We start from the raw sequence: 24,323 nt of genomic DNA, 5'->3' as shown, positions 1-24,323 counted from the left end.
TAAACTCAAATAAATTTCAATGTACCTTTTTAGATATTGGAATATATTTCGTAAAATATGCCCCGACTAGTAATAAAACAATTGAAGTTAACCAAATAAAAATACCGCCAAAGTTAAACCAATATGCAAGCAAATTTAAGATTGCTAGTGTAAAGAAACAAATTGAAGTTAACGCACTCTTCAATCCTTTTACCCCTGCTTTTTTTCTTTTTTCATAAGTAATATACATTGAAACGGCAACAAATAAGATAAGAACAATCGGTAACATTACTTTTAGCAATGGCAATCCCTCCCGTACATACACCTTACTATTACCATTTTATCTCATTTATTCTTCTTGAATCAATTAATAGCATTCTTCTCTCCAAAAGTCAGTATACGTTTTATTATTAAATTTCACATTTACCTGAGAAAATGAAAGACTTCCTCCAACTTTCAATGAGTACCAGTCGTTGAATAGTGGAGATCCGAAGCAAATATTCATTATACGATTATGCAAATCAAATAAGACAGAATGCAAAGTTCCAAACCATTCTTCATAATTATGTACTGTCAGCCCAGTAGGATACTCTCTTTCTACTAATTCTTTTAAAGAATCCATGCTCACTAGTTCATTTTGATTTAAATATTCATACAATATGTGATATCTGTTTGTGGATTGTTCTAATCTTCTATTATTCAATTTTTGAATAGGTAAACTAATCGCATGGTTTGTTGATACGATAAAATCATGGCTTTCCTCATCAATTGTGGTTATTGATTTATATCCGTCAAATATTTCAATACGCGCTGCGTCTAAAGGATCTGCTACAATTAGATTAATATTACTTGCAATTGGCATTTCATCAACTAGTGATATCGCCTCCTGCACATTTTTACATTTCTCCAATAATACTCGAATTACCGCAAAGCATTGTAAACCACTTAACACTGGCTTTCGTAAGCCTTCAATATTTCCTACTGGTTGACCACATGCTGAAAATGTAACAGCTAACCCATGCTCGTTAACTCCTTCTGTTCGACCGAAATAAAAAGTAGAAAAGCCACTATGTACATATGCACCTTCAACATGTGTTGAGCAAAAACGCATATCATCTATTTTGGGTAACAAATCATAATTTCTTAATACATATGTGTGCTTTGAATCTGTCTTTTTAGGTAATACGACACAATGACTACATCCTGCTTTTAATAGTGTTTGATAATAATACATCAGATTTCTAGCAGGAATTTTCAACACTTCACAAAACCCTTCAATTTCTTCATTAATTCCTGGACAATATTGATTTAATATATTTCTAGATTCTGTCCAATAATTATCTGATACTAAATGTTCTTGCTGTATAAATTGTGGAATGAGATACGGATGATTTTTCACAAACTCTCCTTGTTGCTTTCCAATATCATAATGACTTCCTTTTAATGATGAAAAGTACCCCTTAACTTGGTACATCTAAATCCCACCTTACATCTAATTTATCCATATCATACCAAATGAATTTTATTCATTCTTGATGTTTTTTACTGTCTTTCAAATCAAATTTGGCTGGAATAAAGAAAACAATTATAAAATAAAAATTAGGAAACTGTAATCATTAACAGTTTCCTAATTTACCTATACTATATTATCCCCTCTTCCACCAACGTTTCTGCAATTTGAACCGAGTTCCAAGCGGCCCCTTTTAATAAATTATCGGAAACAATCCAAAGATGGAATCCTTTTGGTGTATCAGGGTCTTTTCTAATTCTCCCGACAAATGTATCTATTTTCCCTTCTGCATATAATGGCATTGGGTACAGCTGTTCACTAGGATTATCTTGCAGTATAACACCTGGTGCATCCAGCAACACTTCTCTTATTTCTGCAACAGTTGCTTCTTTTTCAAGTTCTATATAAACCGATTCTGAGTGCCCGGATACGACCGGAACACGCACACAAGTAGCTGCCATTTTCAAGTTTTGGTCCTCCAAAATTTTCTTCGTTTCTTGAATCATTTTTACTTCTTCAAATGTAAAATCATTATCTGTAAATATATCTACTTGAGGCAATACATTAAACGCAATCGGATAGTGTTTTTTATCTTTTTTCGCTGGCAGTATAGTACTCTTAACCTCTTCACCTTCAAGCATTGACTTTGCCTGTTCTTTTAATTCATGAATCGCATGAATTCCTGAACCTGACACAGCTTGGTATGTGGAAACAATAATTCGTTCCAATCCGAATACTTTTCGAATTGGTTGAAGTGCCGTCACCATCTGTAATGCTGAACAATTCGGAACTGCTATGATACCGTTATGCTCCTTTAAAGTGTGCGCATTTACTTCTGGAACAACGAGTGGTACATCGTGCGCCATTCGGTATTCACTTGTGTTATCAATTACGATGGCACCACTAGTGACTGCGTGATTAACAAATTGTCTAGACACTTCTCCTCCAGCGCTAAAAAAGGCAATATCTACACCTTCAAAGCTAGTTGCTTTTGCCTCTTGTATCATTATCTCTCGTCCTTTAAATTGCACTAACTTGCCAGCGGATCGTTTTGACGAAAGCAATGTAACTTCAACTATATTAAATTTAGTTTCTTTTTCTAACAGTTCAATAATTTTTTGTCCTACTGCACCTGTAGCACCAACTACAGCTACATGATAGCCCTTTTTGATCATCATTTCTCCTCCAATATAATTTAAATGAATATTTCTATAATTTCATTTTATAAAGAATTTAATCATTTGGAAAATTGAAATACGTGATATAATCATTCACAAATCATGATAATAAAAGAGGGATAGCTTATGGAAATGAGACATGTTAAAACATTTTGTGCCATCGTTAAGTATGGTAGTTTTTCTAAAGCTGCTCATGCGTTAGGTTATGCGCAATCTACTGTAACAGCGCATATGAAAGCATTAGAAAACGATTTACGTCTCCCTCTATTCGATCGATTAGGGAAAAAAGTACTTCTTACAAAAGCAGGTCATCAATTTCATCCTTATGCTCTAGAATTACTAGCTATTTATGAAAAAGCGCAAGAAATCCCTCAAAATAGTGATGATTTAGAGGGAACTTTAACGATTACATCTAACGAATCATTAGCAGTGTACCGATTACCACAATTATTACGTATGTACAAACAGGAGAATCCGAAAGTAAATATCATACTGGAAACAACTACAAACGAACAAGCAATGAATAAGCTACGTGAAGGAGAAACAGATGTTATTTTCATAATTGGAGAAAGTATGGAACATAATGATTTTATTACGCGTACTTTTTGTAATGAAGCATTTGGATGGATTTTACCTCCCCATTACTCTACACACTCTAATCCATTTTGTTTACTAAATGATACTCAATTTATCTTTACAGAACAAAGCTGCGGCTATAGACCGATGGTAGATCGGTTTTTACGTCAAAGCGGAAATATTCCAGCTAAAACATTTGAAACTTCCAACGTTGAAGTCATTAAACAATCTGTGATGTGTGAGTTAGGAATTTCAATTCTTCCTTACATTGTTGTACAAGAAAGTTGTCAAAAAGAACAACTCTGTTTTCAGCCTATCGAAACTTCAACAGTTATTCAAAGCCATGTAATCTATCATAAATCTAGATGGATTTCACCCGTTTTACAATCGTTTCTTTCCTTACTAGAGCGAGACTAAAAGGTGCACAAAAAAAGAGTAACTGCCTAATAAGCACTTACTCTCTTCCAATATTATCTTATTTATTAGTCTGTCCCCCATCTGCAATTAATTTACTACCTGAATATGTACCTTTTTGCATAAACAATTGATTAATTAACTCTTTTTGTTCCGCTTCTGACATTACTCCTTTTCCTTCGCCTAAATTCCCGCTTTGTAATTTCCAAATCTTGTTGTGATCTGCGTCCATCTTTTCATATTTCCCTTGTTTCCATCTCTCTAAAATATCTGCATATGTATTTCCTTGTACTAGATCATTACTCTTTACAATATCAAGTAAACTTTCAATTCGTTCTTGTGTGATAAAAATATAGCCCCACTTTTGATCAGCTTTCGTTTTTTGATGTGCCATTTCATGTAATGCTGTCTGTATGTTCTCATCTGTCCATTTAAAATTTTTATTAAAACCGCTATTTGGTAATGAATGATTGCCATTTTCTAAAAGCTTTGCATCTTCAGCTTTTACATTACTATCAGCTAGTACTTCTGCTGCCGGAGCAGCTGGTGATGCCTTTTTCGCAGCTGGTTTACTATTATTTAGATAATACAGCATACCATATGTTACACCTACGCCGATTACCGCCATACCAGCTAAAATACCTATTATTTTAAAAAATGTTTTCATCTTGCTTGTTTCCTCCCACATATCCCATTCATATTTTCTATTTCTCGAACCACATATATATTTCCTTATATTATATTTCTTTTCTTTATCAATTGAAAGATTATTCTGTCAAAATATCCATCTTTTTCAAATGCAGATCCATCTCTAAGCATTTCGTTTTAATTTTATAAAAATATATGCTAGCCTACATATTAAGGAGATGAATAAATATGAGTTTATTGTATAGCGGTTTAACTTTTTTAAACTTTGACGATACATATTTATTACAAAATAAACTTCATTCTTATTCACATGAGGATATTGATTTTAGTCATTTAGAGCACACAAACCTGTATTGCGAGATTCCTTCTTTAAAGAGTATAAAACGGGAGTTATATCGTAGAAAGCAAAGAGGAATCACCTTTATCGGTTCTGGAAATTATCATTATGTATCTTATTTGCTACTAAAAGAAATAGATGAACCATTTAGCCTTATTTTATTTGATCATCACACTGACATGAACTTAAAAGAAGAAAATGAACATACTCTTATTTCTTGCGGGTCATGGGTATCGTTCACACTTCAAAATAACCCAAAATTAAAGAAAGTAATTATTATCGGACCTTCTTCTTTAACCATTCATTCTAATGATTATTCATGCGTAGAAGTATCTACACATACGATACTTTCGCATATTCATACAGATACTATATATGTAAGCATTGATAAAGATGTTTTAGATTCAAAAGTAACTATTACAAATTGGGATCAAGGACATATGAAACTTTCTACACTATTAAAATGTTTACATTCTCTTATTAGGAATAAAAATGTTTATGGTATCGATATTTGTGGTGAACTACCGGTTTATCCTTCTCAGCTCTTTCTAGCTAAATATGCAAATGCTATTAAGAAAAATGAAAAAGCAAACTTACAAATTTTAAAATCAATATATAATACATAAAAAAACAACGAGTACCTTATAAGGCACTCGTTGTTTTTATGCACGATGTTCTTTTAACCACTTCGTAATCGCATCTAACCTCGAAACATCAAAACGTCTCTCTTCACACACATTTAAACTATTTAAACTTTTCACAATTTCTAATTCATTCGATTTTACACTTTTCGCATCAATCATTTTGCAATATCCGTCTGTAACAGCATTTAAATTTTCATAATAACGTTGAAATGATTTTGATATATGTAAATGTTTTTCAAAGTTTCTTCTTCTTTTTGTCTCGTCAGATTCTTTCCGTTTTCTAAGTTCTTCATCATTCGTATATAAATAAAAATATTGATCGGGAAAACCAATTTCCCTATGTATCAGCTTTTCTTTATAAAAGTTTTCTATTAAAGATAACGGCTGATTAAATATATCAAAATGGAAACACCAATTATAACTAAGTGGTTGATAAATGTCGCCATCAAGTATTACTAATTCATATTGCTCTGATTTCTGCGCTGCTATTTTCCAGCGCTCTACTTGTTTTTCAAAATACCATGTTCTATGTTCGTTTTTTGGTCTTTCAAACAATAAATTCACTTCAGGTATAATGTACGCACCATAATTTTTTTCTAACTCACGACACGTGCTACTCTTACCAACCGCACTTGCTCCCTCAAACGCTATAATCCCCATAGTTTCTCCCACTTTCATTAACTTAAATCTCTTTGCTTTGCATTTTTTCCCCATAACTGTCTCCATAAAACAATTGAAGCGATAGAAAGCATAATTGTTGTAATGATACTCCCCTCAATACCGAACGAGCCCCCATGAAGGACTTCCGATCCTTTTGTTACAGGTTTAAAAAGTGGTGTAGAATACATTGCCATTCCACTTACTGCAAAACCATAAATATTAAACTGTGCCCAATTCCACAACGAATGCCACGCGCATATCCCCCAAAGACTACTGTCCTTTAAAGCGTAAAAAGCTGCAAATACACCAACTAATATTATATTCGATATTGAAAGAATTGTAATACCTGGATTTAGTAAATGCAGAAAACCAAATAAAAAAGAAGTTACAACAATCCCAATCCATATACGGCTTCTAACAGAAAGGACTGGAAATAACCAACCTCGAACAACAATTTCTTCTGTTGCACCTTGTATTAAAAAAGCAACTAAAGATCCCACAATTCCAATTATAGCGGTTGGCGTAATTTGTTGCATTTGTAGTTGTACAATTCCTGTTAATAAAAGTATCATTACTGGTATTGAAATGAAAACAAAACCTATTAATGCACCTCTCAAATATTTTCTTATCCACTGATTTCTCCAAAAACCAATGGATGAAATTGATCTTTTCTCTACAAATCTAACCCATAAAAAAACAAAAAATACAGCTCCGCCAAACGTCAATATCATCTCAATATCACTATAAATTGCCTTCATTAAAAGTGTTTCTGCTTTCGGTAAAAACAACATAAATAACATGAACAATTCACCTAAAGTTAAAAATACAATTGCAAGTATAACAGCGAATATTGGATGAACTTTTTTTCTTCCTTCTTTAGCTGCATCAATTATTTTAAATTGAGTAAATTGCAATATTCTCGCCTCCATAACAAATATATTAATACTATATATCGTTTCTCTAATACAAACTTCCAATAAAAATGCTCTCCGTTTAGCATAAACCTAAATTTGGAATAATATATAAATAAAAGAGATAACTTTGTGCGTTTTACTATTATCACCAAGATTATTCACTGGTATTACCAGCACTTGCTATTTCCCACCATTTGTTGTAAGATAGTAATTAAGGTCAATTTAACACCATATTTCCTTTGCATATTATCAAGTATCAATCAGGATTATTTTGTACTCCTTATGGGTGTTTGATAATATGTGAACTTTTATTTTTCATTCAAATAAGGCCGATCATATTGTAATCTTTTTAAATTTTAGGAGGCATTACCATGACATTAACAGGTAAAGTAAAATGGTTTAACAGCGAAAAAGGTTTCGGTTTCATCGAAGTTGCAGACGGTAACGACGTATTCGTTCACTTCTCAGCTATCACTGGCGACGGCTTCAAGTCTCTTGACGAAGGTCAAGAAGTTAGCTTCGAAGTTGAAGACGGTAACCGTGGACCTCAAGCTAAAAACGTTGTAAAGCTATAATTCAAACAATAAAAAGGTTGTTACCAGCTCGGTTAACAACCTTTTTAATATATAACTAAAATTTTTTACATAAAAGGAGTGGTTATATGTATCGCAATCGAAAGAACGATGTAGCTGAAGTACCACCAGAACAAACCCCTGTCTGGGAATGTGAATCAGAGGATTGTTTAGGATGGATGAGAAAGAATTTTTCATTTGAAGAAGAGCCTAAATGCCCTTTATGTAAAAGTAGCATGAAAAGCGGAGAACGTTTATTACCTAAAATAGGTTAATTTTTACTTACCCCCTCTTTTATAAGAGGGGGTTTTTATTATAAATTTATATCCTCTACATCCGTTCGAACTATAGAATACAATAGTGCATCATGTTGCTTATTTCCTTGATGAATATAGCCACGTAATAACCCTTCCTTATGAAAGCCTATTTTAGATAACATTTTACAAGAAGTAACATTTTCAGGGTATGTAATAGCTCCAATTCTAAATAAGCCTAAATCTCGAAATCCATAATGAATAATTTCTCGAGCCGCTTCTGACGCATAACCATTCCCCCAATAACGAGGATGTAAGTCATATCCAATTTCAGATCGTTTACTCCATAGTTGTAAATTATTTAATCCAATTGTACCCACTAAAGTATTTGTTTCTTTTAATACAATCCCCCATCGTATTGCCTTTTTCTCAAAGTAATTTTTTGAAAAAGATTCAATCATACGTGAAGCTTGTCCAAACTCCGTAAAAGAATTCATACCGTAATAACACGTTACTTCATCCAATGAAAAGATTTCATATATTTTTTGACAATAAGATTGTTCTATTTCAACTAAACGCAAACGTTCTGTTTCTAATATAGGAAACGCCACAGGATCACTCCTTTCTTTCTACTCATTCATTATAGCAGAAAAAGTATTTATAATTAGGAAAGTCCTCAATGTCCCATTTATCAAATATTTCTAGAGAAGCTTATCATCTTAATTCAATACAAACTAAAAATAACCCTTCTTGCTTTTGCATGATTAGAAAAAATAAAGAGGTGATCAAAATACTATGATCACCTCTTTATGCTCTATTTATTTGCAACTAATGCCCAAGAGCTGTTTGTCTCCAGTTTACACTTAAAAAACCAGTTTCTCTAAGTAGTGTATCTAACTCATTAACAAAAGGATACAATCACATTCCCTACTCTTACCTTTATTTATAAAAATTAATTGTATTATTTTCATTTTCACCACTCCGTCTTATAATTTCGATTCCGTGCTCACTTTTCCCTTCTAAAACACACCCCTGATCCATACATTTATGGTAAAATGTAGTTAACGTTATGTTTTTCTGTGGAGTGTAAATGTTCTATGTATATATTCATCGGCTTATCCCTCTTACTCATATTACTCATATTTTTATTTGCAAAAAAGTTCGCCCCAAATTCATTCATGATGACTAGTTTTAAAGGTAATAGCTTTATGACATTTTCAATCGGCATGTTAATCGCTTCCACTCTTTCGCTTTCATATGGAATCTATCACGCAGCAACCTATCAACCTAAACATTTAGATATCACGTTACAAAATCAAAACTTTACTGTTTTCGGTAATGTTGGGGAGCTTGGATATTTCTCAGAAGAGTTACTAAAAAAAGATACAGCAGTTGAATTACATTTTGCCTCTTGGGAAACAATTCAATTAAATAATCCAGAAATAATAGTAAAATACCCTTCAGGTAAACAAGAATCATGGAAACCGAACATAACATCACTTCCAGCCAATAAATTAAAAGAGAAACATGGCATAAAAGAGCTTTATCAACTCTCATCATATTCATTTAAAGAATCTGGGAACATAGCATTAACGATTACTGAGAATAATATAACTAATAAAAAAATCTCAATTCAAGTGAAATAAATAAAACGTCCCTCCAATATACTGGAGGGACATTTTATTTATATATGTATTCTATTTTGACTGTTTCTTTAATGTTGCAATTATTTCATTTGCAGTGTTCTTCCCATTTCCAATACACGCACCAATTCCGACACCGTAATATGAAGCTCCAGCTAAGTATACATTAGGATAAAGATCCGTCATTTTTTCTTGTAATATTTGAACAGCTTGATTATGTTCTAAATGATATTTCGGCATTAAATCTTTCCAATTTGTAACTTCAACTACTTCTGGTTTCCCTTTAATTCCCAGACTCTTTTCAATATCATATAAAGCGACTTGTACCAATTCTTCTTCACTATAATTTTTAATCGTTGCATATACTGGATTTGTACTCTTATAAAACATTCTTACTAATAGCTTTTGTTTTCCCGATGTATGCTTCCACTTCCGGCTTGTCCATGTACACGCATCACAATGTAAATCACTGTTTTCCGTTACGATAAATCCTGTGCCGTCCGCCGGTAATTGTTCATCAAGTATATCAAATCCTAAGTAAATACTTATAAGAGATGAGTTTTTAAATGTATGAAACTGCTCGTTTAACTCATTAGACCGTAATAAAGTTTCTGCGATATCATGCGGAGCTGCTAAAACAACATAATCAGCTTGGATTGATTCATGATTTGCAAAGGAGATTTCATAGCGATCACCTTGTTTCCTTACAGCAGTCGTTACAGCACCTTTCTTAACGACTGTCTCAGTCAGCATTTCTTCTAAACGATCAATAATCGTAGATAGTCCACCTTTAAATGATACGAACTTTTTGTTTCCTGCTGATTGAAACTGTTTTTTATTCTCTTCAAAACCTTTAATAATACTTCCATATTTATTTTTATAATCCAGTAAATACGGTAATGTCGATGCCATAGTAAGTTCATTCAATTTACCGGAATATACTCCTGAAAGCACCGGAGCAATTTGTCTTTCCACTAACTCTTTCCCTAAAAAGCTTTCTAAAAATACAGCAAGTGAAGTATCTTTTGTAAACTCTTTATTTTTCGTTATAAAATCTTTTAAAGCAACAATTTTCCCTTTCGTTGATACTAGCGTAGTGCTAAACAATGACTCCACACTCATCGGTATCCCAAATATAGTGTCAGATGGAATTGGGTGTAAAGTATTATCAGAATGTATGTAAGAAATACCCGTTTCGTTATATACCATTTCTTCTTCTAAATTCAAATCTTTTACAAGCGGCATAACATGTTCATTACGAGCAACGATAGAATCCGCTCCTGATTCCATAATAAAATCCTTTTCTTCTACACTATGGATTTTACCACCTAAGTACTCTTCTTTTTCTACAAGGATTAAATTTAAATCGATATTATTATCCTTTTTTAATTTTTCTAAATAAAACATAGTAGAAAGTCCCGTTATACCTCCACCGATAACAACAACTGTTTTCATATGTACTGCGCTCCTAACCGATACAATTAATAATTCCTTTATTATTATACCCAAAAGTCCTTATATTCGACTAGCAGCTTGTGCATTCTGTAAGAAATTAGACAATATATTCGAATATATTTCTGGTTGATCGTTATGCACTAAATGACCAGCAAACGGAATAACAGCAATATAAATATTATCGTTTAATTGTTTGAACATTGTAGTAGCTGTAACTTCATCTTCTGCATCTCCCCCAGCAATACAAAGTGTAGGTATTTGAAGATTAGCTACATCACCTGTTTCATCAAATGGGTACCAATCTTTAACTTGCCACGATTCAAGTAATGCTTTCCAGTCACTTTTCTCATGAATTTCATTCATATACGTTATAACTTCTTTATTTTCCATCAATTCCTGATGACACTTTGCTTCATACTCCTGAGACTCTTCCCAATTTTCTCTCTTAACCGGAAAAATACCTGAAAAAGTTAATGTTCTCACTTTATCTGGATATTTTTTTGCAAATAATAAAGCGACTAATCCTCCTAGTGAAACACCAGCTATATGACATCTATCAATTTGTAAATGTACTAACGTAGCATGTAAATCCTTTACAGATCGTAGGAAATAATTCTCCAACGTCCCCCCTGATCTTCCATGTCCTCTTAAATCAGGACGAATGATTTGATAGTTTTTTTCTCGAAAAAATGCTACCTGCTCTTCATACTCTACTAAACCTGTCATACCACCAGAGTGTAAAAGCATAATTGGTTCCCCTTCGCCTGAAATGTGCGTATGTAATATCATATATCTCCCTCCTTCAAAACAGAATATTCTATCTATTATCAGTATATAGAATATACATCTGAATTTCCAAATAAAAAAGAACTATAACATTTTCAAATCATGCCATAGTTCTTTTTATTTTAAAAACATAAAGTAATTAATCAATTTGTCTATTTCTTGACTTAATGCCAATACTTTTTCATGTTGAATTCCGTAATCCGATACTAAATATAAAAGTTCTTCTTTCTTTATTTCAATGACTTTTTCCAATTTCACTAATTCCATGTCGTTTTACTTCTCTCTCCAATACTAAAATATATGTATTTTAGTATAGCCTATTTACATAATTAGTAAAAGTAAAATAAGCATGTAAAATCTTACAAATAAAAAAATAATATACCTATCAACAAAAAATTTTAAATTTAACCCTTTATACAGATCATTAGACTTCATTATGTATTAATAACAAATCGGAATTTCTCTAATGTAATATCTTTATATTCTGGAGCTCTCTTTATATGATCAAAATAACTATATGAGAATTTAAAAACATGCCCGAAATCCCAATCAAACGCACTATAGTCTTTTAGCCAAAATTGATTTTCTGTTGGTAATACATAAGCACGTTTTGATTCGATTAAAGGTAAACGATCTATAGGTGAGTGCAAGTTAATTTCAGTATTCGGCATAAGATATTGACTAGCACGTAACACGTATACTAGTTTTAACAGTGGACGTATCCCTCGTTGGAATATATCTCTATGCCCTAAATCATACATAATATTAATTGCATGAGAAAAAGTAAGCAAATGACCAATTAAATCATGATGCGCTTCCGCTCTATAAATAATATTAAATTGCGAGAGCTCCTTTAAAATAAACTTAGATAATTGTTTCGGATTTTTGAATTCACTTTCTATCTCATCGTTTATACTTAATTGTTTTACTTCCTTCGTCGTAAAACCAATCCACGATCTACCAGGAATTGTTTTTCGAAACGATAATATAAGGTTAGTAATTCCCTCAATTGCTTGATTATTCCCCCATTTTTGTAACTCTTTCATAGCTAATAAACTTAATGCAGCATAAATGACATTATGCCCCACCCAATGAAGTTCATCAATTGTATGCTCCATTGATTTTATAATCAGTTTTTCAGCACTTTGAAAATCAATTTCTTTTTTACTATCGATGATTTCACCTAAGTTTTGATTGTTCAACATCATTTTTGTTTGAGAATACATACTACGATTTATCTCTTCTTCCATATTGTTATCTTTCATAAAAAAATAACTAGCAATTGCAGCTGCTCCGAAATGCGCATGCCAAATATCATTTGTTTGTTTTTTACACTGAGAAATAATTGAAAGACCCTCTCTTAAAACAGTTTTATTTTCCATCTATTTTTCCCCCGTAATAAAAATCACTTAATACTCATCCTAAAGATGGTGTCAATACAAATAAAATATGATTGGATTCATCACTTTTATTCAAAAAGCGATGTTTCACATTTGGCGGAATACGTACAACATCGCCTTCTTCTAAAAAATATTCTTTTCCTTCTAACTCCACATACACTTCTCCTTTCATAACAACAGCAATCTCTTCTTTATCTTCATGTGAATAGTGACTTTCCGTTGTGTTTGCTTGTTTATTTAAATCCATTATTAACATTTCAATTCGTGCTTTCATAAAATCCGGTGTTAATACATCATATACAATGTGATCATTGTTCTCCCGATACACTTTTTTTCGATCTTTTTTCTTAGAAATGAGTGAATCTGTATCAATCTCATTAATAAAAAGTGTAAATAGCGGTACATTTAATGCTTTCGCAATTAATTCCAATACACTTAAAGAAGGATTCGCATATCCTCGTTCAATTTGACTAATTAGTGAAGTACTAATTCCTGCATAATCAGCAAATTCACGAATTGTCATATTATTTTTCTTACGATAACTTAATACAGTTTGTCCGAGTCTATCATGTATCATAGTAAAACCTTCCTTTCGTTCATCATATTGCATGTTTCGTTGTCTTTGTGCTGACATAGTAAACAAAGGCAAATAATCCTTTCCTATCGCCTTAAGGACTTATATACTTACCTTTGTACATTATATCGTATTTAGTTCATTATAATAAACAATCTATCGGAGGGACAAACTGTGAAATCACCTATTCTTTCATATTGCATCTTATTTTTCGGCGTATTCGCCCTATCAACTTCAGCAATTTTCGTAAAATTGGCAGATGCTCCTGCGGCTATCATTGCTTTTTACCGTTTATTTTTTGCTGCACTGATTCTATTACCGTTATTACTATTTAATAAAAATAATCGAAACGAGCTAAAAACAGTAACAAACAGACAATGGGGATTCGGATTCATATCCGGGCTATTTTTAGCTGCACATTATGTACTATGGTTTGAATCATTACAATATACTTCTGTAGCGAGTTCTACAGTTATCGTAACGTTACAACCTTTATTTTCAATGATTGGTGGTTACTTTCTATTTAAAGAGAGATTTACGAAAGGAGCGGTCATTGGTTGCCTCATCGCTATTTCAGGAAGTATCGTCATCGGATGGCAAGACTTCCAAATTAGTGGAGAAGCTTTATACGGGGACATTTTAGCCTTTATTGCGGCCGGAATTATTACCACTTACTTTTTCATTAGCCAACATGTTCGTAAAGATTTATCACTTATACCGTATTCGGTAATTAGTTATGGAAGTAGCGCCTGTTTTCTCGGTATTTTTTCCTACATGCAGCAAGAATCTTTCATCCATTACTCTACACAAACTTGGTTGTGCTTTATCGGCTTAGCATTTATTGCTACAATTTTAGGGCAAACAGTTTTTAATTGGTTATTAAAATGGATGAGTGCTACTGTAATCTCTATGAGTATTTTAGGAGAAACGATTGGAACTTGTATACTAGCGTACTTTATATTAAATGAGACTATTTCTTTACAACAAGGGCTAGGCATTACATTTATTTTTATTGGTTTAGCATTATTCTTATTACAACCAAAACTACCGAATCACAACTAACAAATAAAAAAGCATGACATTAATTTGTCATGCTTTTCACTATTCATTATGTACAATTAAACCATCAGGTCTAAAACGACTCATCATAATTTCATTAATAAACTTTCCGTGAGCCTTCAAATTCCCTACTTTTATTCCCTCTTCTACAAATCCAAATTTTTCATATAGCGATTTCGCTTTCGGATTCGTTTCTAAAACACCAAGCTCTACTCGCTCTAACATTAACCAATTATCAGCTAAATCAAGCATTTTTGTAAGAAGTGTTTTCCCAATGCCTTTATTATGATATTCACTATCTACCCCCATAAACAAATCCCCCGAATGAGATCTACGTCCTGGGCTTTGGGTTAATCCAACAAATCCAACAACTTTTCCATCATACTCTGCAACAAATTCAAATTGATTTGGCGCTAAATTACGAATTCTATTTTCCATCGCATCTACACGCATACTAGGTAAGAAAACCATATAAGGTAATACATCATCTTGTATGCATATACGATGAATTGCTCTAGCATCTTGTATTTCTACCGCTCTTAGTTTGATCTCCATATTTTCTCCCCTCCATATTCATAACAATACATATTCATTCTAGACCCCTGGGTGAAACCCCTTCTCTTCTATATTTCTTTATGTTATTTTTACATAATCATTTCAGTATAACATCCAATTTATGAACAGCTTATCTACATTTGGTTAACTTTTTACTTTATTATATAACTCCAGCAGATTTTCAATTGGAATACCATTTATTTTCATACCAGTTATATCACAATTTTCTATTTCCATATTTTTCAGATTACTATTACTTATCGCACTACCTTCCAAATCACATCTATTAAATGAAATAGGATGTTTACCTTCTCCAAGGTTTGTATCTTTAAAATGAACTCCACCTAAAGTCACAAAAGAAAATTTACTACCGGAAAAATTTAAATCGGCATATAAAGAACTTTTAAAATTTATATTTCTAAACTTTGATTGACTCACATTACAATTACTCATCCTCATATTCATCATATTGCTACCAACAAAGGAACTGTTTTTTAAATTCACTTGATAATACTCTGTATTTGCTAGATTACAGTTTTCATATTGGCTATTTTTCATATCATTATTTTTAATCAGGTTCTCTTTAGCTGACTCTACAGTTATTCTTTTTACATAACAATACTCATCTTCAGATTTAAAAATTATTTCATAGCCCATTTTTTCATAAAAATGATGATTATTAAGTTGTCTACTGGATGTTTCGAGATCCCAAACCCTTATGCTTGGATATTCCACTTCAATTGATTTAATAACATGTGATCCAATTCCTTTTCCTTGATAATCAGGATCTACAAAAATACGATCAATTCGACCGTATGACTTACCAGAAATCGTAACTATAATTCCTCCGATTATTTTGTCATCCACTATTACCTTAAAAGAATCCAGTTCTTCGATTGAATATCTCATCATTTCAACTGAAGAATAGCCTGGTGGTTGGATGTTATAGTCAATGACATCACCTTGACCGCATAGCCATCGTTTTGCTTCTTCATCAAATGTTCTTGTCATTATTTCTGTTAACTTTTCAGCATCTAAAATTGTAGCTTTTTCTATAGATATTATTATCATTTTTGTTTTCTCCTTCATTGTTACAAGATAATAAGTTTTGCGAACCGTATAGTTATAAAATAAAGAAAATTAAAATTAATAACTTCATTTACTATTAAACTACAAATCAACCTATATTTTCCACCATTACTTAGTATTAATGAATAAAAAAGAGACCATGCTATATAAACATGTTCTCCTCTTTTATTCATTTTCAATTGTGTATAATTAAAAATTAGATATTACTTTAGCCACTCGTTGCAACTATTACTTAACTCCTGTAAATCCTCTATAAATCGACTCGCATGATATCCATCACAAACCGAATGATGAATTTGTAATGAAACTGGTAGCATAACCTTATTTTCTTCATTAAAATATTTCCCACAAGTTATAATTGGTAATAGAAAATCACCATCATTATTAATATTAAGATTAAATCCAGTAAAACTAGCCCAAGGTATGCTAGAAATAGGAAAAACATTTGGCGGAACATTTTCTTTTGTGAAGAGACCATGAACACCAGCATAGCACCTCATATCCTCTTCATAGTTTTTATAGAAAATGTGAAAATCATTAGAATAATCCGTCCATATACTTGAAAAAGATTTATCATCTTTATGGAAGATTGTATAACTTGGTATCATTTCCTCCCAATATCCTAAAACTCCTTCATCGTTAAAACATGTTCGAAATTCTTTATGATTATTTATTACTCTAGAAATTAAATATATAAAAACGGGATAAAATTTTATTCCTTTTTGATGTAATTCCTTTAATAACCTCGTAATATCAACATTCACAGTCATACTAAACGTACATTTCAACTTTAAATAATGTTCAAAATACTGCTCTCTATTCCAATTTTCTCTGTCAATTATATAAAACTTCATTGTAATAGCCTCCTAAAAATTTTTTATTTTAGAAGGCTAACTTTCTTGCTTTCACCAAACCTGTTCACTCCTAATAGTTAAAGTTTTTATTTAATTATATAACATCTACAAAAATTCATTCACATATTTATTGAAATCCAACCACATACTATTAATAAATCAACTGACGTTTGGAGGATTCAAACATGAATGACAAAAATGTAAATAAAAAAGATAATGCTATCGCAAACAATACACCTATTCAAAATGATAATACTGCAAATCTTAATATCGAAGAACAAGCAATGAACGGCTTATATGGAATGCCAGAAACTGCTATTGAAGATGCTGATCATGCTGTAACTGATGATTTGACTTCAAAAAATTAATAAAATACATAGAAGAAAGCCAAGGCAAATATCCTTGGCTTTCTTAACTATGCATCCACCTTTTGTACTTCTTCACTCTTTCTTGAAAGCTTTCCTGGCCAAAAAGCAAAGCGACCTAGAACAACTGTAATTGCTGGTACAAGTAATGGTCTAACAATAAATGTATCTAGTATTACACCAATTGCAGTTACAATACCAAATTGAACAAGAACTTGAATTGGAAGTGTACCTAACACTGCAAAAGTTCCTGCTAAAATTAAACCTGCGGATGTAATGACACTACCTGTTTGTATAACGCCATTTTTTATAGCATCCAAGTGATTTTGTGTCTTTCTGTTTTTCCATATTTCTGAAACCATAAAGATATTATAATCTTCACCTAAAGCAACCAGAAATACGAATGCATACAACGGTATCGCACCTTGAATGGCCGGCGCTCCCATACCATAATGAAGCAATAGCCACCCTGCTCCTAGTGCCGAGAAGAACGATGATACAACAGTTACAATTAAATAAATCATCGCGACAATTGATCGTAAGTAAACAAGTAATAATAAAGCTATAATACTAATCATTACTGGAATGATAACTGCTTCATCACGTTCCGTAATTTGCTTTGTATCATATAATGATGCTGTTTCTCCGCCAATCCATAGTTGATCTTCTGCATTACTAATCCCAGCATCTTTTAATACTTTTTCTACACTACTTTTCAATTTAGGGATTTGATCTAACGCTTCAATTGAGTATGGATTTTCAGCTAAAGAAACCTCATACATTTGTATTTGCTTATTTTCTTTACCCTCTTTTGGGTCTTTTACTGTATTTACAAAAGAAAATCCCTCTAGTTCTTCTTTAATAAGAAGCTCTTTTCCTTTCGTATCAACAACAACTTTTACTGGTGCTAGTTCTCCAGCTGAAAAATGATCACTAATTAACGTAAACCCTTCACGTGAAGGCATATCTTTTGGAAACGATTCTAATAAGTCATATGTGTATTGAATACGTGGTACAAATGAAGCCAATCCACCTAAAACAAATACAGTGAGCATAATTATTGTCCACGGTCTTCGTACTACGACATCTCCAAGTTTTTTACTAAAGGCACCTTTTGATTTTTTAACTTTTACAACTTTCTTTTTCTTTCTTGCAAATTCCTCATTCATTGAAGTTGTTCTCGGTATAAATGGGAAGAATGCAGTTCTACCGAAAATTAATAATAACGCTGGTAAAATTGTTAAAGCAGCAATTCCCATTATGAATACAGCAACACTAAATGGTACCGCAAATCGATGAAAGGCACCGTAATGAGCAAGTAATAATGTTCCTAATCCAAGTACAACAGTTAACGCACTCATTATAATTGCTCCGCCAGAAGCTTTAATTGCAAGTTGCAATGCTTTATATTTACTTTCTTCCTCTAGCAAGTACTCTCTATATCTCGAAATTAAAAATAGACAATAGTCCGTTCCAGCACCAAACAATAATACTGTCATAATTGATATCGCTTGGGCATCTACTTTAATCCATCCGTGATCAGCTAAAAAACCAAGTGTAGGACTAATAATACCGTATGCAAAGCCCACAACAAGTAAAGGTAAAATTGCTAAAATTGGTGAACGATACAGTAAAATTAATAAGACTAATACGAGTAGTACAGTAGCAACTAACAGCTTCACATCAGCTTGACTAAATAAGCTAACCGCATCAGTTTGAATACCTACAGGTCCAGATAATCGAGCATGTAAACCAGATTCACTTATTTTTTGTTTAAATGGATCTTCCTCCACCTTACTATTTACTATCTTTCTTAAATCTTCAAGATTTCCTTTTAATATATCTGTTCCGGCAGATTTATTAAAGAATACCGGTGTGACAAATGATGTACCATCTTTTGATGCGCTTTTTGATAATACTTGTTCTGGTATTGTATCAAATGGTGGTAACGTTGATTGTTCTTTTAAAGGACTGGCCTTTAATTCTTTATAAACGTCTTGTATGAGTTTATAATCCTGTGACTGTAATCCACCATCTCTATACCATACTACTAATAAAGGATTCCCTGCATTATTCGGAAACTCTTTTTTCATAAGTGCTTCCGCTTGCTGCGACATAGCTGTTTCAGGTAAATTTTTCGGATTCGGTTCTTTTGTACTATTTACTTGTGGTAACGTAAATGAAAGTAATAATGTAATAAGAATCCATACTGATAAAGTTATCCATTGTGTATGCTTCCCTGCTACAAGCCTCCCTAACATATGTAACGGGTGCTTTTTCATAAAAACCCACCTTCCTTTTTTCTTCCACTATTAATTATATATACTGGTCGGTTAATTAATCAAGAATGAATAAAAATTTGTGTTATAATTATCTCAACAATACATGTCAGGAGCGAATAGATTTGGAACAAAAACAACGTCCTCTCGGAAGGCCTCGTCAAAATAAAAATACAAAATCTACAAAAGAAACCATTTTGGAAGTGGCAACTCGGCTATTTCTTACTCAAAATTATCAAGTCGTTTCCATGGATGAAGTCGCAAAAGTTTGTGGTGTTACGAAAGCAACCGTCTACTATTACTATTCAACAAAAGCAGATTTATTTACCGCTACTATGATTCAAATGATGATACGTATACGCGAGAATATGTCTCAAATCCTTTCTACAAATAAGACTTTAAAAGAAAGATTATTGGACTTCGCTAAAGTCTACTTACACGCAACGATGGATATTGATATGAAGAATTTTATGAAAGATGCAAAACTATCATTATCTGAAGAACAATTGAAAGAATTAAAAGACGCTGAAGACAACATGTATGAAGTATTAGAAAAAGCACTCGATAACGCAATGCAAATTGGAGAAATCCCAAAAGGAAATGCTACATTTGCTGCTTACGCTTTCGTTTCTTTATTATCAATGGGAAATTTTAAGGATGAGAGCCATAATGATATTCCTTCAAATATAGATAACTTAGCAAAAGAAATCGTTTCTTTTTATTGGAACGGGTTAGGTCATTAATATTAAATAGATTTTCTTGAATAAAAGAGCATGTTTGAATTTTTTCAAACATGCTCTTTTATTTATTTACTATTAATTAGATTATACTTCAGCTCAGTTTAATAAAAAATTCCTCTTCAACTTTTACAAATTTTGAATTTGAATCTTTATATTCTCCTTACTTAATCCCCCATGGTAACAAACTACCGATTCAATATCAAGATTTGAATACCTCTTCAAAGACTGCTGTGCTTCCTTAACATTTAAAGTAGTTAGGACGTGAATTCCTCCTAACTTTCCATTCACACTATATATAGAATCTCCTGCAATAAGGGTTTTACTTTGTTTCAAATATAAACTAATATGACCTGGAGTGTGTCATGGGGTATGTAGAATTAGTATCCCACCGCAATACGGAAGTTCTTGCCCATCAATCACAGTATTACTCACTTTTCCTTTTGGTGGATTCTCGACTTTTCCATCTTTCAATAAAGGTAAATTTCCCTCAATATATGGCTTATCTAACTCGTGCGCATAAACTTTAATATTACTTCCACAGCGTTGCAATAACTCTGGAAGACTACCTATATGATCTATATCCTGATGCGTCAAAATCACGACTTTTAACTTATCAAATGATACCCCAACCTTTTCCATCCCTACTTGTATATCTTCAAATTGTCCAGGAAAACCAGTATCTATTAAAACTGCCATTTCATCTCTCATAAAAGAATTGGGTGAATAATAAAGTGAAACTTTAATCAGTGGGGGTTTTCTTCATCCCCAACTGATTATTAGTTGAACCAATCGGACTTTTATGGGCAGTTGATTCCCCACCTAAATTCTTTGCTTTCGTTGAATTTTGAGGTGGGGGTCTTACTGCCCATTAAAGCGGGATAAATTCTTGAAACTCAAGTTGTAACATTTCTACCCCTTTAGCAATCTCCATATAGCAATTCTCCTTTATACTGAAGTTTGAAGATATGTACGAATAAACTGGAAATATAAAGCTCCACTATCTTATAATGTGTTTTGTCATTCCAACAGAAAATGCCTCAAACCCCATAGATTCATAATAAGATTGCAATTTTTCCACACACATAAGTTGAGGAATTACCTTGTTTTGTTCGCAGTGATGGATTAATCGTTCTACTATTTCTTTTCCAATACCAATGGACTGATACTCTGGTAATACACAAACACCACAAATAACGCCTGTTATCACGCCATCTGATATAATACGCCCCATCCCTACTAGCTTCTTATCATCAAAAGCATACATTGCATACCAACTTTGTTTACACATTTGTTCTAACTCGTTAACCGTTAATTGAAGAGAATTCCATCCTAAAGATTCATATACAGTTAATAATCCATTGAAATTTGTTGGGTGTTCCATTGTATAATTTATACTGTTATTCATGTAAATACTCCTTATTTTCTCGTTTGTTTTTATTTCATACAATTATCTTTAATATGAAATTAATTTATACAAACTTCCCTAAGAACAATATAATTCCTTCTTAACATAAAATAAAAAGAAGTTATCTCACTTAAGATAACTTCTTTTTTATAAGACTCTCATTATATTATCAACCAAAAATTATACAACTGCATACGATAAGCACAAACAGAACTAATAAACCATTTGAGAAATACCCCATAGAATACTACCCCTTTATTTCATTATGTTAAAGATTTTATCATAAAATTATTTACAACATAATAACTGAAAAAGACATTGCATGCATTAGTTATATGTATTTAGTAATATTCCCTTTCCGGTCATACTCTCCTCTCCTAAAAGCATCTCTCATACTCTTCTATTTCAATTCATATAATTTTAAAAATAAATCATAGTAAACATTAATTTACTATGATGGATTAAATCACTTGTTTTATCATTAAAATAGTAATAAAATAATTACTAAATGCATAAAGGAAGCGAAAATGATGACCCAAAACGAATTATTAAACGAATACATGAATTTATTATTAAATATGTCAGGTACTTTCAAATTATTATCGGAAAAATCATCTGAATTTACACATATAGAGCAACACGTAGTGGAATATATCGCACAAAAAAAGGTGCCTGTAAATTTAAAAATGATTGCCAGTTATTTAAACATACCTAAACAACAATTAAGCGTAACAGTTCGTAATTTAGAACTAAATGGATACATTATAAAAAAACAAGATACGGTAGACAAAAGAGCTATATTAATCTCTCTAACAGAAAAGGCTGAAAAGGTACATTATGAGAGATGGAAACAAATATATAATAATTTCACTAATAATCTTGAGAAACTAAGTGAAGAAGATCAACGTGATTTAACTTACGGATTGTATAAAACAAATAAAATGCTCTCAAAAATGTTAAATAACGATTAAAAATATAAATAATTTTTTATTACACGGAGGATGTTTCATGGTTAAAGAAATAGATATTCATTCAGTACAAGGTACGATGCTTATTCCGCTATGGGGACGTGCCTATGGCAGTGAGAAAAATAAAGATATTTTAGATGATACGGAAGCAATTCGAATTATTAAAGAATGTGATTTTGACTTCTCAACAATAGCAAATACATTTGGTGAATACGGATGTATCACATACATTACTCGCGCACGAAAAATTGATGATACGATAAAAAAATTCATTATAAAACATCCAAATGCTACTATTGTAAATATCGGTTCTGGACTAGACACTACTTTTTCTAGAATTGATAACGGTACGATACATTGGTATAATCTTGATTTGCCCGATGCTATTTCATTTCGAAAAACATTAATTGAAGATACACCAAGAAACATGAGCATCGCTAAATCATTTTTTGATACTTCTTGGTTTGACGATATAAAATATGATCCAAACGACGGTATTCTTTTTATATCAGCTGGCGTGTTTTATTACTTTAAAGAAGAGGATTTGAAGAAAATCATAGTCGCTGTGTCAAAACGTTTTCCTAGAGGCGAATTATACTTTGACGCTGAATCAAAATTTGCACTGAACCTTTCAAATGCTACTGTAAAGAAATCCGGTAATAACGGCGCAATGATGCATTTTTATGTAAACAATCCAAAATCAATAGAAAAATGGTCTTCTACCATAAAAGTATTAAGCTGCTCTCCTTTCTTTAAAGATATACCTACAAATAAAGATTGGGATGGTAGTACGCGCATTATGATGCGAATTGTAAACTTAATAAAGATGTTAAAGTTTGTTCATGTGCGATTCAATAGAAAATAAGAAAAGAAGAAGATCTTAAGTTTACAAGGTCTTCTTCTTTTCTTATTTTTCAACTGCTTTAGTTACTGACTTATAATTGTATTGTATAGATGTAAACTCTTCACCAAAATATATTCACTACTTCTTATCCTCATTTATATGAATAGCTTTCTTACTCGAAAATAGATTTTTAAAAATTCCTACCCCTACAATTAATAGACCTATCCCAACTAATTTATTTATTTGCAATGGAATGCTCTCCATTCCAAATAATCCGAATGTATCAATACATAACGCAACAACTAATTGAGTAATAAGGCTAATTAACACCGTATACGCTGGACCTAAACTCTTTATTGCACCCATTATACAAATAATTAACCCGATGCCAAACAATCCACTTACATAAAACAAATAATTTGTAGTATACACTTTAATGCTAATACTGTTTTCTGTAATGATATAAAATAGAATAGAACTTATGAGACCTATTCCAAGAACACATGCTGTTGTTAACCACTGTCCTACACTTTCATTTACCTTTGCATTAAAAATAGATTGTAAACTAATTAATACGCCAGCTATTATAGCTAAACTAAATCCAATCATATTCCCTCTCCC

General features: G+C 32.1%; 28 protein-coding genes and 1 pseudogene. 10 read left to right on the top strand and 19 right to left on the bottom strand.

The genetic code is table 11. From position 1 onward, the window contains the following. Nucleotides 1-16 precede the first annotated feature (16 nt). The 3 genes from CER22_RS23535 to CER22_RS23525 all read right to left on the bottom strand — a co-directional run bounded on the left by CER22_RS23535 (nucleotide 17) and on the right by CER22_RS23525 (nucleotide 2,664). Complete coding sequence (locus tag CER22_RS23535; protein WP_142291730.1) at nucleotides 17-280, bottom strand: hypothetical protein; 264 nt, start codon at nucleotides 278-280, stop codon at nucleotides 17-19. 66 nt (nucleotides 281-346) lie between these two features. Next, nucleotides 347-1,453 carry a C45 family autoproteolytic acyltransferase/hydolase gene (locus CER22_RS23530; RefSeq protein ID WP_088609719.1) on the bottom strand — a complete coding sequence of 369 codons (1,107 nt, stop codon included), beginning with the start codon at nucleotides 1,451-1,453 and terminating at the stop codon, nucleotides 347-349. Between the two features lie 167 nt (nucleotides 1,454-1,620). Beyond that, complete coding sequence (locus CER22_RS23525) at nucleotides 1,621-2,664, bottom strand: aspartate-semialdehyde dehydrogenase (RefSeq protein WP_088063340.1); 1,044 nt, start codon at nucleotides 2,662-2,664, stop codon at nucleotides 1,621-1,623. Nucleotides 2,665-2,793: 129 nt separating this feature from the next. Here CER22_RS23525 and CER22_RS23520 point away from each other — a divergent pair, with 129 nt between their 5' ends. Continuing rightward, complete coding sequence (locus CER22_RS23520; protein ID WP_060488742.1) at nucleotides 2,794-3,660, top strand: LysR family transcriptional regulator; 867 nt, start codon at nucleotides 2,794-2,796, stop codon at nucleotides 3,658-3,660. A 58-nt stretch (nucleotides 3,661-3,718) separates the two neighbouring features. On the opposite strand, the gene CER22_RS23515 is transcribed toward CER22_RS23520, so the two are convergent. Further along, a complete protein-coding gene (locus CER22_RS23515) occupies nucleotides 3,719-4,345 on the bottom strand; it encodes a PRK06770 family protein (protein WP_116300182.1) in 627 nt (208 codons plus the stop codon). 188 nt (nucleotides 4,346-4,533) lie between these two features. Between CER22_RS23515 and CER22_RS23510 the strand changes: the two genes are divergently transcribed. Further along, a complete protein-coding gene (locus tag CER22_RS23510) occupies nucleotides 4,534-5,268 on the top strand; it encodes an arginase family protein (RefSeq protein WP_088609718.1) in 735 nt (244 codons plus the stop codon). Nucleotides 5,269-5,304: 36 nt separating this feature from the next. On the opposite strand, the gene CER22_RS23505 is transcribed toward CER22_RS23510, so the two are convergent. Both CER22_RS23505 and CER22_RS23500 read right to left on the bottom strand, forming a co-directional pair. Next, nucleotides 5,305-5,946 (bottom strand): AAA family ATPase, encoded by a 642-nt coding sequence (locus CER22_RS23505; RefSeq protein ID WP_088609724.1) that lies wholly within the window; start codon nucleotides 5,944-5,946, stop codon nucleotides 5,305-5,307. 17 nt (nucleotides 5,947-5,963) lie between these two features. After that, nucleotides 5,964-6,860 (bottom strand): CPBP family intramembrane glutamic endopeptidase, encoded by an 897-nt coding sequence (locus CER22_RS23500; RefSeq protein ID WP_060488737.1) that lies wholly within the window; start codon nucleotides 6,858-6,860, stop codon nucleotides 5,964-5,966. Nucleotides 6,861-7,231: 371 nt separating this feature from the next. Between CER22_RS23500 and cspD the strand changes: the two genes are divergently transcribed. Continuing rightward, nucleotides 7,232-7,435 (top strand): cold-shock protein CspD, encoded by a 204-nt coding sequence (gene cspD, locus CER22_RS23495; protein ID WP_000176365.1) that lies wholly within the window; start codon nucleotides 7,232-7,234, stop codon nucleotides 7,433-7,435. Between the two features lie 86 nt (nucleotides 7,436-7,521). Next, entirely contained in the window at nucleotides 7,522-7,707 is a 186-nt protein-coding gene (locus CER22_RS23490; protein ID WP_000286202.1) for a cold-shock protein, read from the top strand. A 38-nt stretch (nucleotides 7,708-7,745) separates the two neighbouring features. Here the strand turns inward: CER22_RS23490 and CER22_RS23485 are convergent, their stop codons facing one another. Next, nucleotides 7,746-8,297 carry a GNAT family N-acetyltransferase gene (locus CER22_RS23485; protein ID WP_046954301.1) on the bottom strand — a complete coding sequence of 184 codons (552 nt, stop codon included), beginning with the start codon at nucleotides 8,295-8,297 and terminating at the stop codon, nucleotides 7,746-7,748. Nucleotides 8,298-8,783: 486 nt separating this feature from the next. On the opposite strand from CER22_RS23485, the gene CER22_RS23480 reads away from it, so the two are divergent. Beyond that, a complete protein-coding gene (locus tag CER22_RS23480; RefSeq protein ID WP_088063338.1) occupies nucleotides 8,784-9,332 on the top strand; it encodes a hypothetical protein in 549 nt (182 codons plus the stop codon). Between the two features lie 51 nt (nucleotides 9,333-9,383). Here CER22_RS23480 and CER22_RS23475 read toward each other — a convergent pair whose 3' ends face one another. The 5 genes from CER22_RS23475 to CER22_RS23455 form a co-directional block, all read right to left on the bottom strand. Next, on the bottom strand, nucleotides 9,384-10,784 hold the full coding sequence (locus tag CER22_RS23475) for a protoporphyrinogen oxidase (protein WP_088609717.1): 1,401 nt from the start codon (nucleotides 10,782-10,784) through the stop codon (nucleotides 9,384-9,386). Nucleotides 10,785-10,844: 60 nt separating this feature from the next. Continuing rightward, entirely contained in the window at nucleotides 10,845-11,573 is a 729-nt protein-coding gene (locus CER22_RS23470) for an alpha/beta fold hydrolase (RefSeq protein ID WP_088609716.1), read from the bottom strand. Between the two features lie 114 nt (nucleotides 11,574-11,687). Continuing rightward, on the bottom strand, nucleotides 11,688-11,837 hold the full coding sequence (locus CER22_RS23465) for an aspartyl-phosphate phosphatase Spo0E family protein (RefSeq protein ID WP_000424361.1): 150 nt from the start codon (nucleotides 11,835-11,837) through the stop codon (nucleotides 11,688-11,690). Nucleotides 11,838-12,004: 167 nt separating this feature from the next. Then, nucleotides 12,005-12,952, bottom strand: a complete 948-nt coding sequence (locus CER22_RS23460) for a hypothetical protein (RefSeq protein WP_088063336.1) — start codon at nucleotides 12,950-12,952, stop codon at nucleotides 12,005-12,007. Between the two features lie 34 nt (nucleotides 12,953-12,986). After that, nucleotides 12,987-13,547: a helix-turn-helix domain-containing protein gene (locus CER22_RS23455; protein WP_000581036.1), complete on the bottom strand. Its 561-nt coding sequence runs from the start codon at nucleotides 13,545-13,547 to the stop codon at nucleotides 12,987-12,989. Between the two features lie 171 nt (nucleotides 13,548-13,718). Here CER22_RS23455 and CER22_RS23450 point away from each other — a divergent pair, with 171 nt between their 5' ends. After that, complete coding sequence (locus CER22_RS23450; RefSeq protein WP_088063335.1) at nucleotides 13,719-14,606, top strand: DMT family transporter; 888 nt, start codon at nucleotides 13,719-13,721, stop codon at nucleotides 14,604-14,606. Nucleotides 14,607-14,645: 39 nt separating this feature from the next. Here the strand turns inward: CER22_RS23450 and CER22_RS23445 are convergent, their stop codons facing one another. From CER22_RS23445 to catA, 3 genes are all read right to left on the bottom strand, one after another. After that, nucleotides 14,646-15,158, bottom strand: a complete 513-nt coding sequence (locus tag CER22_RS23445; RefSeq protein ID WP_088063334.1) for a GNAT family N-acetyltransferase — start codon at nucleotides 15,156-15,158, stop codon at nucleotides 14,646-14,648. 144 nt (nucleotides 15,159-15,302) lie between these two features. Beyond that, nucleotides 15,303-16,229: a GNAT family N-acetyltransferase gene (locus CER22_RS23440; protein ID WP_088609715.1), complete on the bottom strand. Its 927-nt coding sequence runs from the start codon at nucleotides 16,227-16,229 to the stop codon at nucleotides 15,303-15,305. A gap of 221 nt (nucleotides 16,230-16,450) precedes the next feature. Then, nucleotides 16,451-17,101, bottom strand: a complete 651-nt coding sequence (gene catA, locus CER22_RS23435; RefSeq protein ID WP_088063332.1) for a type A chloramphenicol O-acetyltransferase — start codon at nucleotides 17,099-17,101, stop codon at nucleotides 16,451-16,453. A gap of 185 nt (nucleotides 17,102-17,286) precedes the next feature. On the opposite strand from catA, the gene CER22_RS23430 reads away from it, so the two are divergent. Continuing rightward, nucleotides 17,287-17,469: a DUF4021 domain-containing protein gene (locus CER22_RS23430; RefSeq protein WP_088609714.1), complete on the top strand. Its 183-nt coding sequence runs from the start codon at nucleotides 17,287-17,289 to the stop codon at nucleotides 17,467-17,469. 47 nt (nucleotides 17,470-17,516) lie between these two features. On the opposite strand, the gene CER22_RS23425 is transcribed toward CER22_RS23430, so the two are convergent. Then, nucleotides 17,517-19,748: an MMPL family transporter gene (locus CER22_RS23425; protein ID WP_088609713.1), complete on the bottom strand. Its 2,232-nt coding sequence runs from the start codon at nucleotides 19,746-19,748 to the stop codon at nucleotides 17,517-17,519. Between the two features lie 116 nt (nucleotides 19,749-19,864). On the opposite strand from CER22_RS23425, the gene CER22_RS23420 reads away from it, so the two are divergent. Further along, the gene (locus CER22_RS23420) at nucleotides 19,865-20,488 is read left to right on the top strand and encodes a TetR/AcrR family transcriptional regulator (RefSeq protein ID WP_088063330.1); all 624 of its coding nucleotides are present in this window, start codon (nucleotides 19,865-19,867) and stop codon (nucleotides 20,486-20,488) included. Between the two features lie 123 nt (nucleotides 20,489-20,611). Here CER22_RS23420 and CER22_RS23415 read toward each other — a convergent pair. Together CER22_RS23415 and CER22_RS23405 are read right to left on the bottom strand one after the other, a co-directional pair. After that, nucleotides 20,612-21,213 (bottom strand): annotated as a pseudogene (locus tag CER22_RS23415) (MBL fold metallo-hydrolase). Between the two features lie 269 nt (nucleotides 21,214-21,482). After that, nucleotides 21,483-21,890: a GNAT family N-acetyltransferase gene (locus CER22_RS23405; protein ID WP_088609712.1), complete on the bottom strand. Its 408-nt coding sequence runs from the start codon at nucleotides 21,888-21,890 to the stop codon at nucleotides 21,483-21,485. 530 nt (nucleotides 21,891-22,420) lie between these two features. Between CER22_RS23405 and CER22_RS23400 the strand changes: the two genes are divergently transcribed. Both CER22_RS23400 and CER22_RS23395 read left to right on the top strand, forming a co-directional pair. After that, entirely contained in the window at nucleotides 22,421-22,861 is a 441-nt protein-coding gene (locus CER22_RS23400) for a MarR family winged helix-turn-helix transcriptional regulator (RefSeq protein ID WP_088609711.1), read from the top strand. A 37-nt stretch (nucleotides 22,862-22,898) separates the two neighbouring features. Further along, nucleotides 22,899-23,723: a class I SAM-dependent methyltransferase gene (locus tag CER22_RS23395; protein ID WP_088609710.1), complete on the top strand. Its 825-nt coding sequence runs from the start codon at nucleotides 22,899-22,901 to the stop codon at nucleotides 23,721-23,723. A 117-nt stretch (nucleotides 23,724-23,840) separates the two neighbouring features. Here CER22_RS23395 and CER22_RS23390 read toward each other — a convergent pair whose 3' ends face one another. After that, entirely contained in the window at nucleotides 23,841-24,311 is a 471-nt protein-coding gene (locus CER22_RS23390) for a DMT family transporter (protein WP_088609709.1), read from the bottom strand. Nucleotides 24,312-24,323 lie beyond the last annotated feature (12 nt).

The sequence above is a fragment of the Bacillus sp. K2I17 genome, from assembly GCF_002209985.1.
Taxonomy (GTDB): Bacteria; Bacillota; Bacilli; order Bacillales; family Bacillaceae_G; genus Bacillus_A; species Bacillus_A wiedmannii.
Note: the sequence above shows the minus strand (reverse complement) of the source record. Positions and strands in the feature narration are given on the sequence as shown.

What these genes read in the sequence shown, in the direction of transcription:
- CER22_RS23530 (WP_088609719.1), bottom strand. Translation starts at nt 1,453, where the DNA reads ATGTACCAAGTTAAGGGGTACTTTTCATCATTAAAAGGAAGTCATTAT.
- CER22_RS23525 (WP_088063340.1), bottom strand. Translation starts at nt 2,664, where the DNA reads ATGATCAAAAAGGGCTATCATGTAGCTGTAGTTGGTGCTACAGGTGCA.
- CER22_RS23520 (WP_060488742.1), top strand. Translation starts at nt 2,794, where the DNA reads ATGGAAATGAGACATGTTAAAACATTTTGTGCCATCGTTAAGTATGGT.
- CER22_RS23515 (WP_116300182.1), bottom strand. Translation starts at nt 4,345, where the DNA reads ATGTGGGAGGAAACAAGCAAGATGAAAACATTTTTTAAAATAATAGGT.
- CER22_RS23510 (WP_088609718.1), top strand. Translation starts at nt 4,534, where the DNA reads ATGAGTTTATTGTATAGCGGTTTAACTTTTTTAAACTTTGACGATACA.
- CER22_RS23505 (WP_088609724.1), bottom strand. Translation starts at nt 5,946, where the DNA reads ATGGGGATTATAGCGTTTGAGGGAGCAAGTGCGGTTGGTAAGAGTAGC.
- cspD (WP_000176365.1), top strand. Translation starts at nt 7,232, where the DNA reads ATGACATTAACAGGTAAAGTAAAATGGTTTAACAGCGAAAAAGGTTTC.
- CER22_RS23490 (WP_000286202.1), top strand. Translation starts at nt 7,522, where the DNA reads ATGTATCGCAATCGAAAGAACGATGTAGCTGAAGTACCACCAGAACAA.
- CER22_RS23480 (WP_088063338.1), top strand. Translation starts at nt 8,784, where the DNA reads ATGTATATATTCATCGGCTTATCCCTCTTACTCATATTACTCATATTT.
- CER22_RS23475 (WP_088609717.1), bottom strand. Translation starts at nt 10,784, where the DNA reads ATGAAAACAGTTGTTGTTATCGGTGGAGGTATAACGGGACTTTCTACT.
- CER22_RS23470 (WP_088609716.1), bottom strand. Translation starts at nt 11,573, where the DNA reads ATGATATTACATACGCACATTTCAGGCGAAGGGGAACCAATTATGCTT.
- CER22_RS23465 (WP_000424361.1), bottom strand. Translation starts at nt 11,837, where the DNA reads ATGGAATTAGTGAAATTGGAAAAAGTCATTGAAATAAAGAAAGAAGAA.
- CER22_RS23460 (WP_088063336.1), bottom strand. Translation starts at nt 12,952, where the DNA reads ATGGAAAATAAAACTGTTTTAAGAGAGGGTCTTTCAATTATTTCTCAG.
- CER22_RS23455 (WP_000581036.1), bottom strand. Translation starts at nt 13,547, where the DNA reads ATGATACATGATAGACTCGGACAAACTGTATTAAGTTATCGTAAGAAA.
- CER22_RS23445 (WP_088063334.1), bottom strand. Translation starts at nt 15,158, where the DNA reads ATGGAGATCAAACTAAGAGCGGTAGAAATACAAGATGCTAGAGCAATT.
- CER22_RS23440 (WP_088609715.1), bottom strand. Translation starts at nt 16,229, where the DNA reads ATGATAATAATATCTATAGAAAAAGCTACAATTTTAGATGCTGAAAAG.
- catA (WP_088063332.1), bottom strand. Translation starts at nt 17,101, where the DNA reads ATGAAGTTTTATATAATTGACAGAGAAAATTGGAATAGAGAGCAGTAT.
- CER22_RS23430 (WP_088609714.1), top strand. Translation starts at nt 17,287, where the DNA reads ATGAATGACAAAAATGTAAATAAAAAAGATAATGCTATCGCAAACAAT.
- CER22_RS23425 (WP_088609713.1), bottom strand. Translation starts at nt 19,748, where the DNA reads ATGAAAAAGCACCCGTTACATATGTTAGGGAGGCTTGTAGCAGGGAAG.
- CER22_RS23405 (WP_088609712.1), bottom strand. Translation starts at nt 21,890, where the DNA reads ATGAATAACAGTATAAATTATACAATGGAACACCCAACAAATTTCAAT.
- CER22_RS23400 (WP_088609711.1), top strand. Translation starts at nt 22,421, where the DNA reads ATGACCCAAAACGAATTATTAAACGAATACATGAATTTATTATTAAAT.
- CER22_RS23395 (WP_088609710.1), top strand. Translation starts at nt 22,899, where the DNA reads ATGGTTAAAGAAATAGATATTCATTCAGTACAAGGTACGATGCTTATT.
- CER22_RS23390 (WP_088609709.1), bottom strand. Translation starts at nt 24,311, where the DNA reads ATGATTGGATTTAGTTTAGCTATAATAGCTGGCGTATTAATTAGTTTA.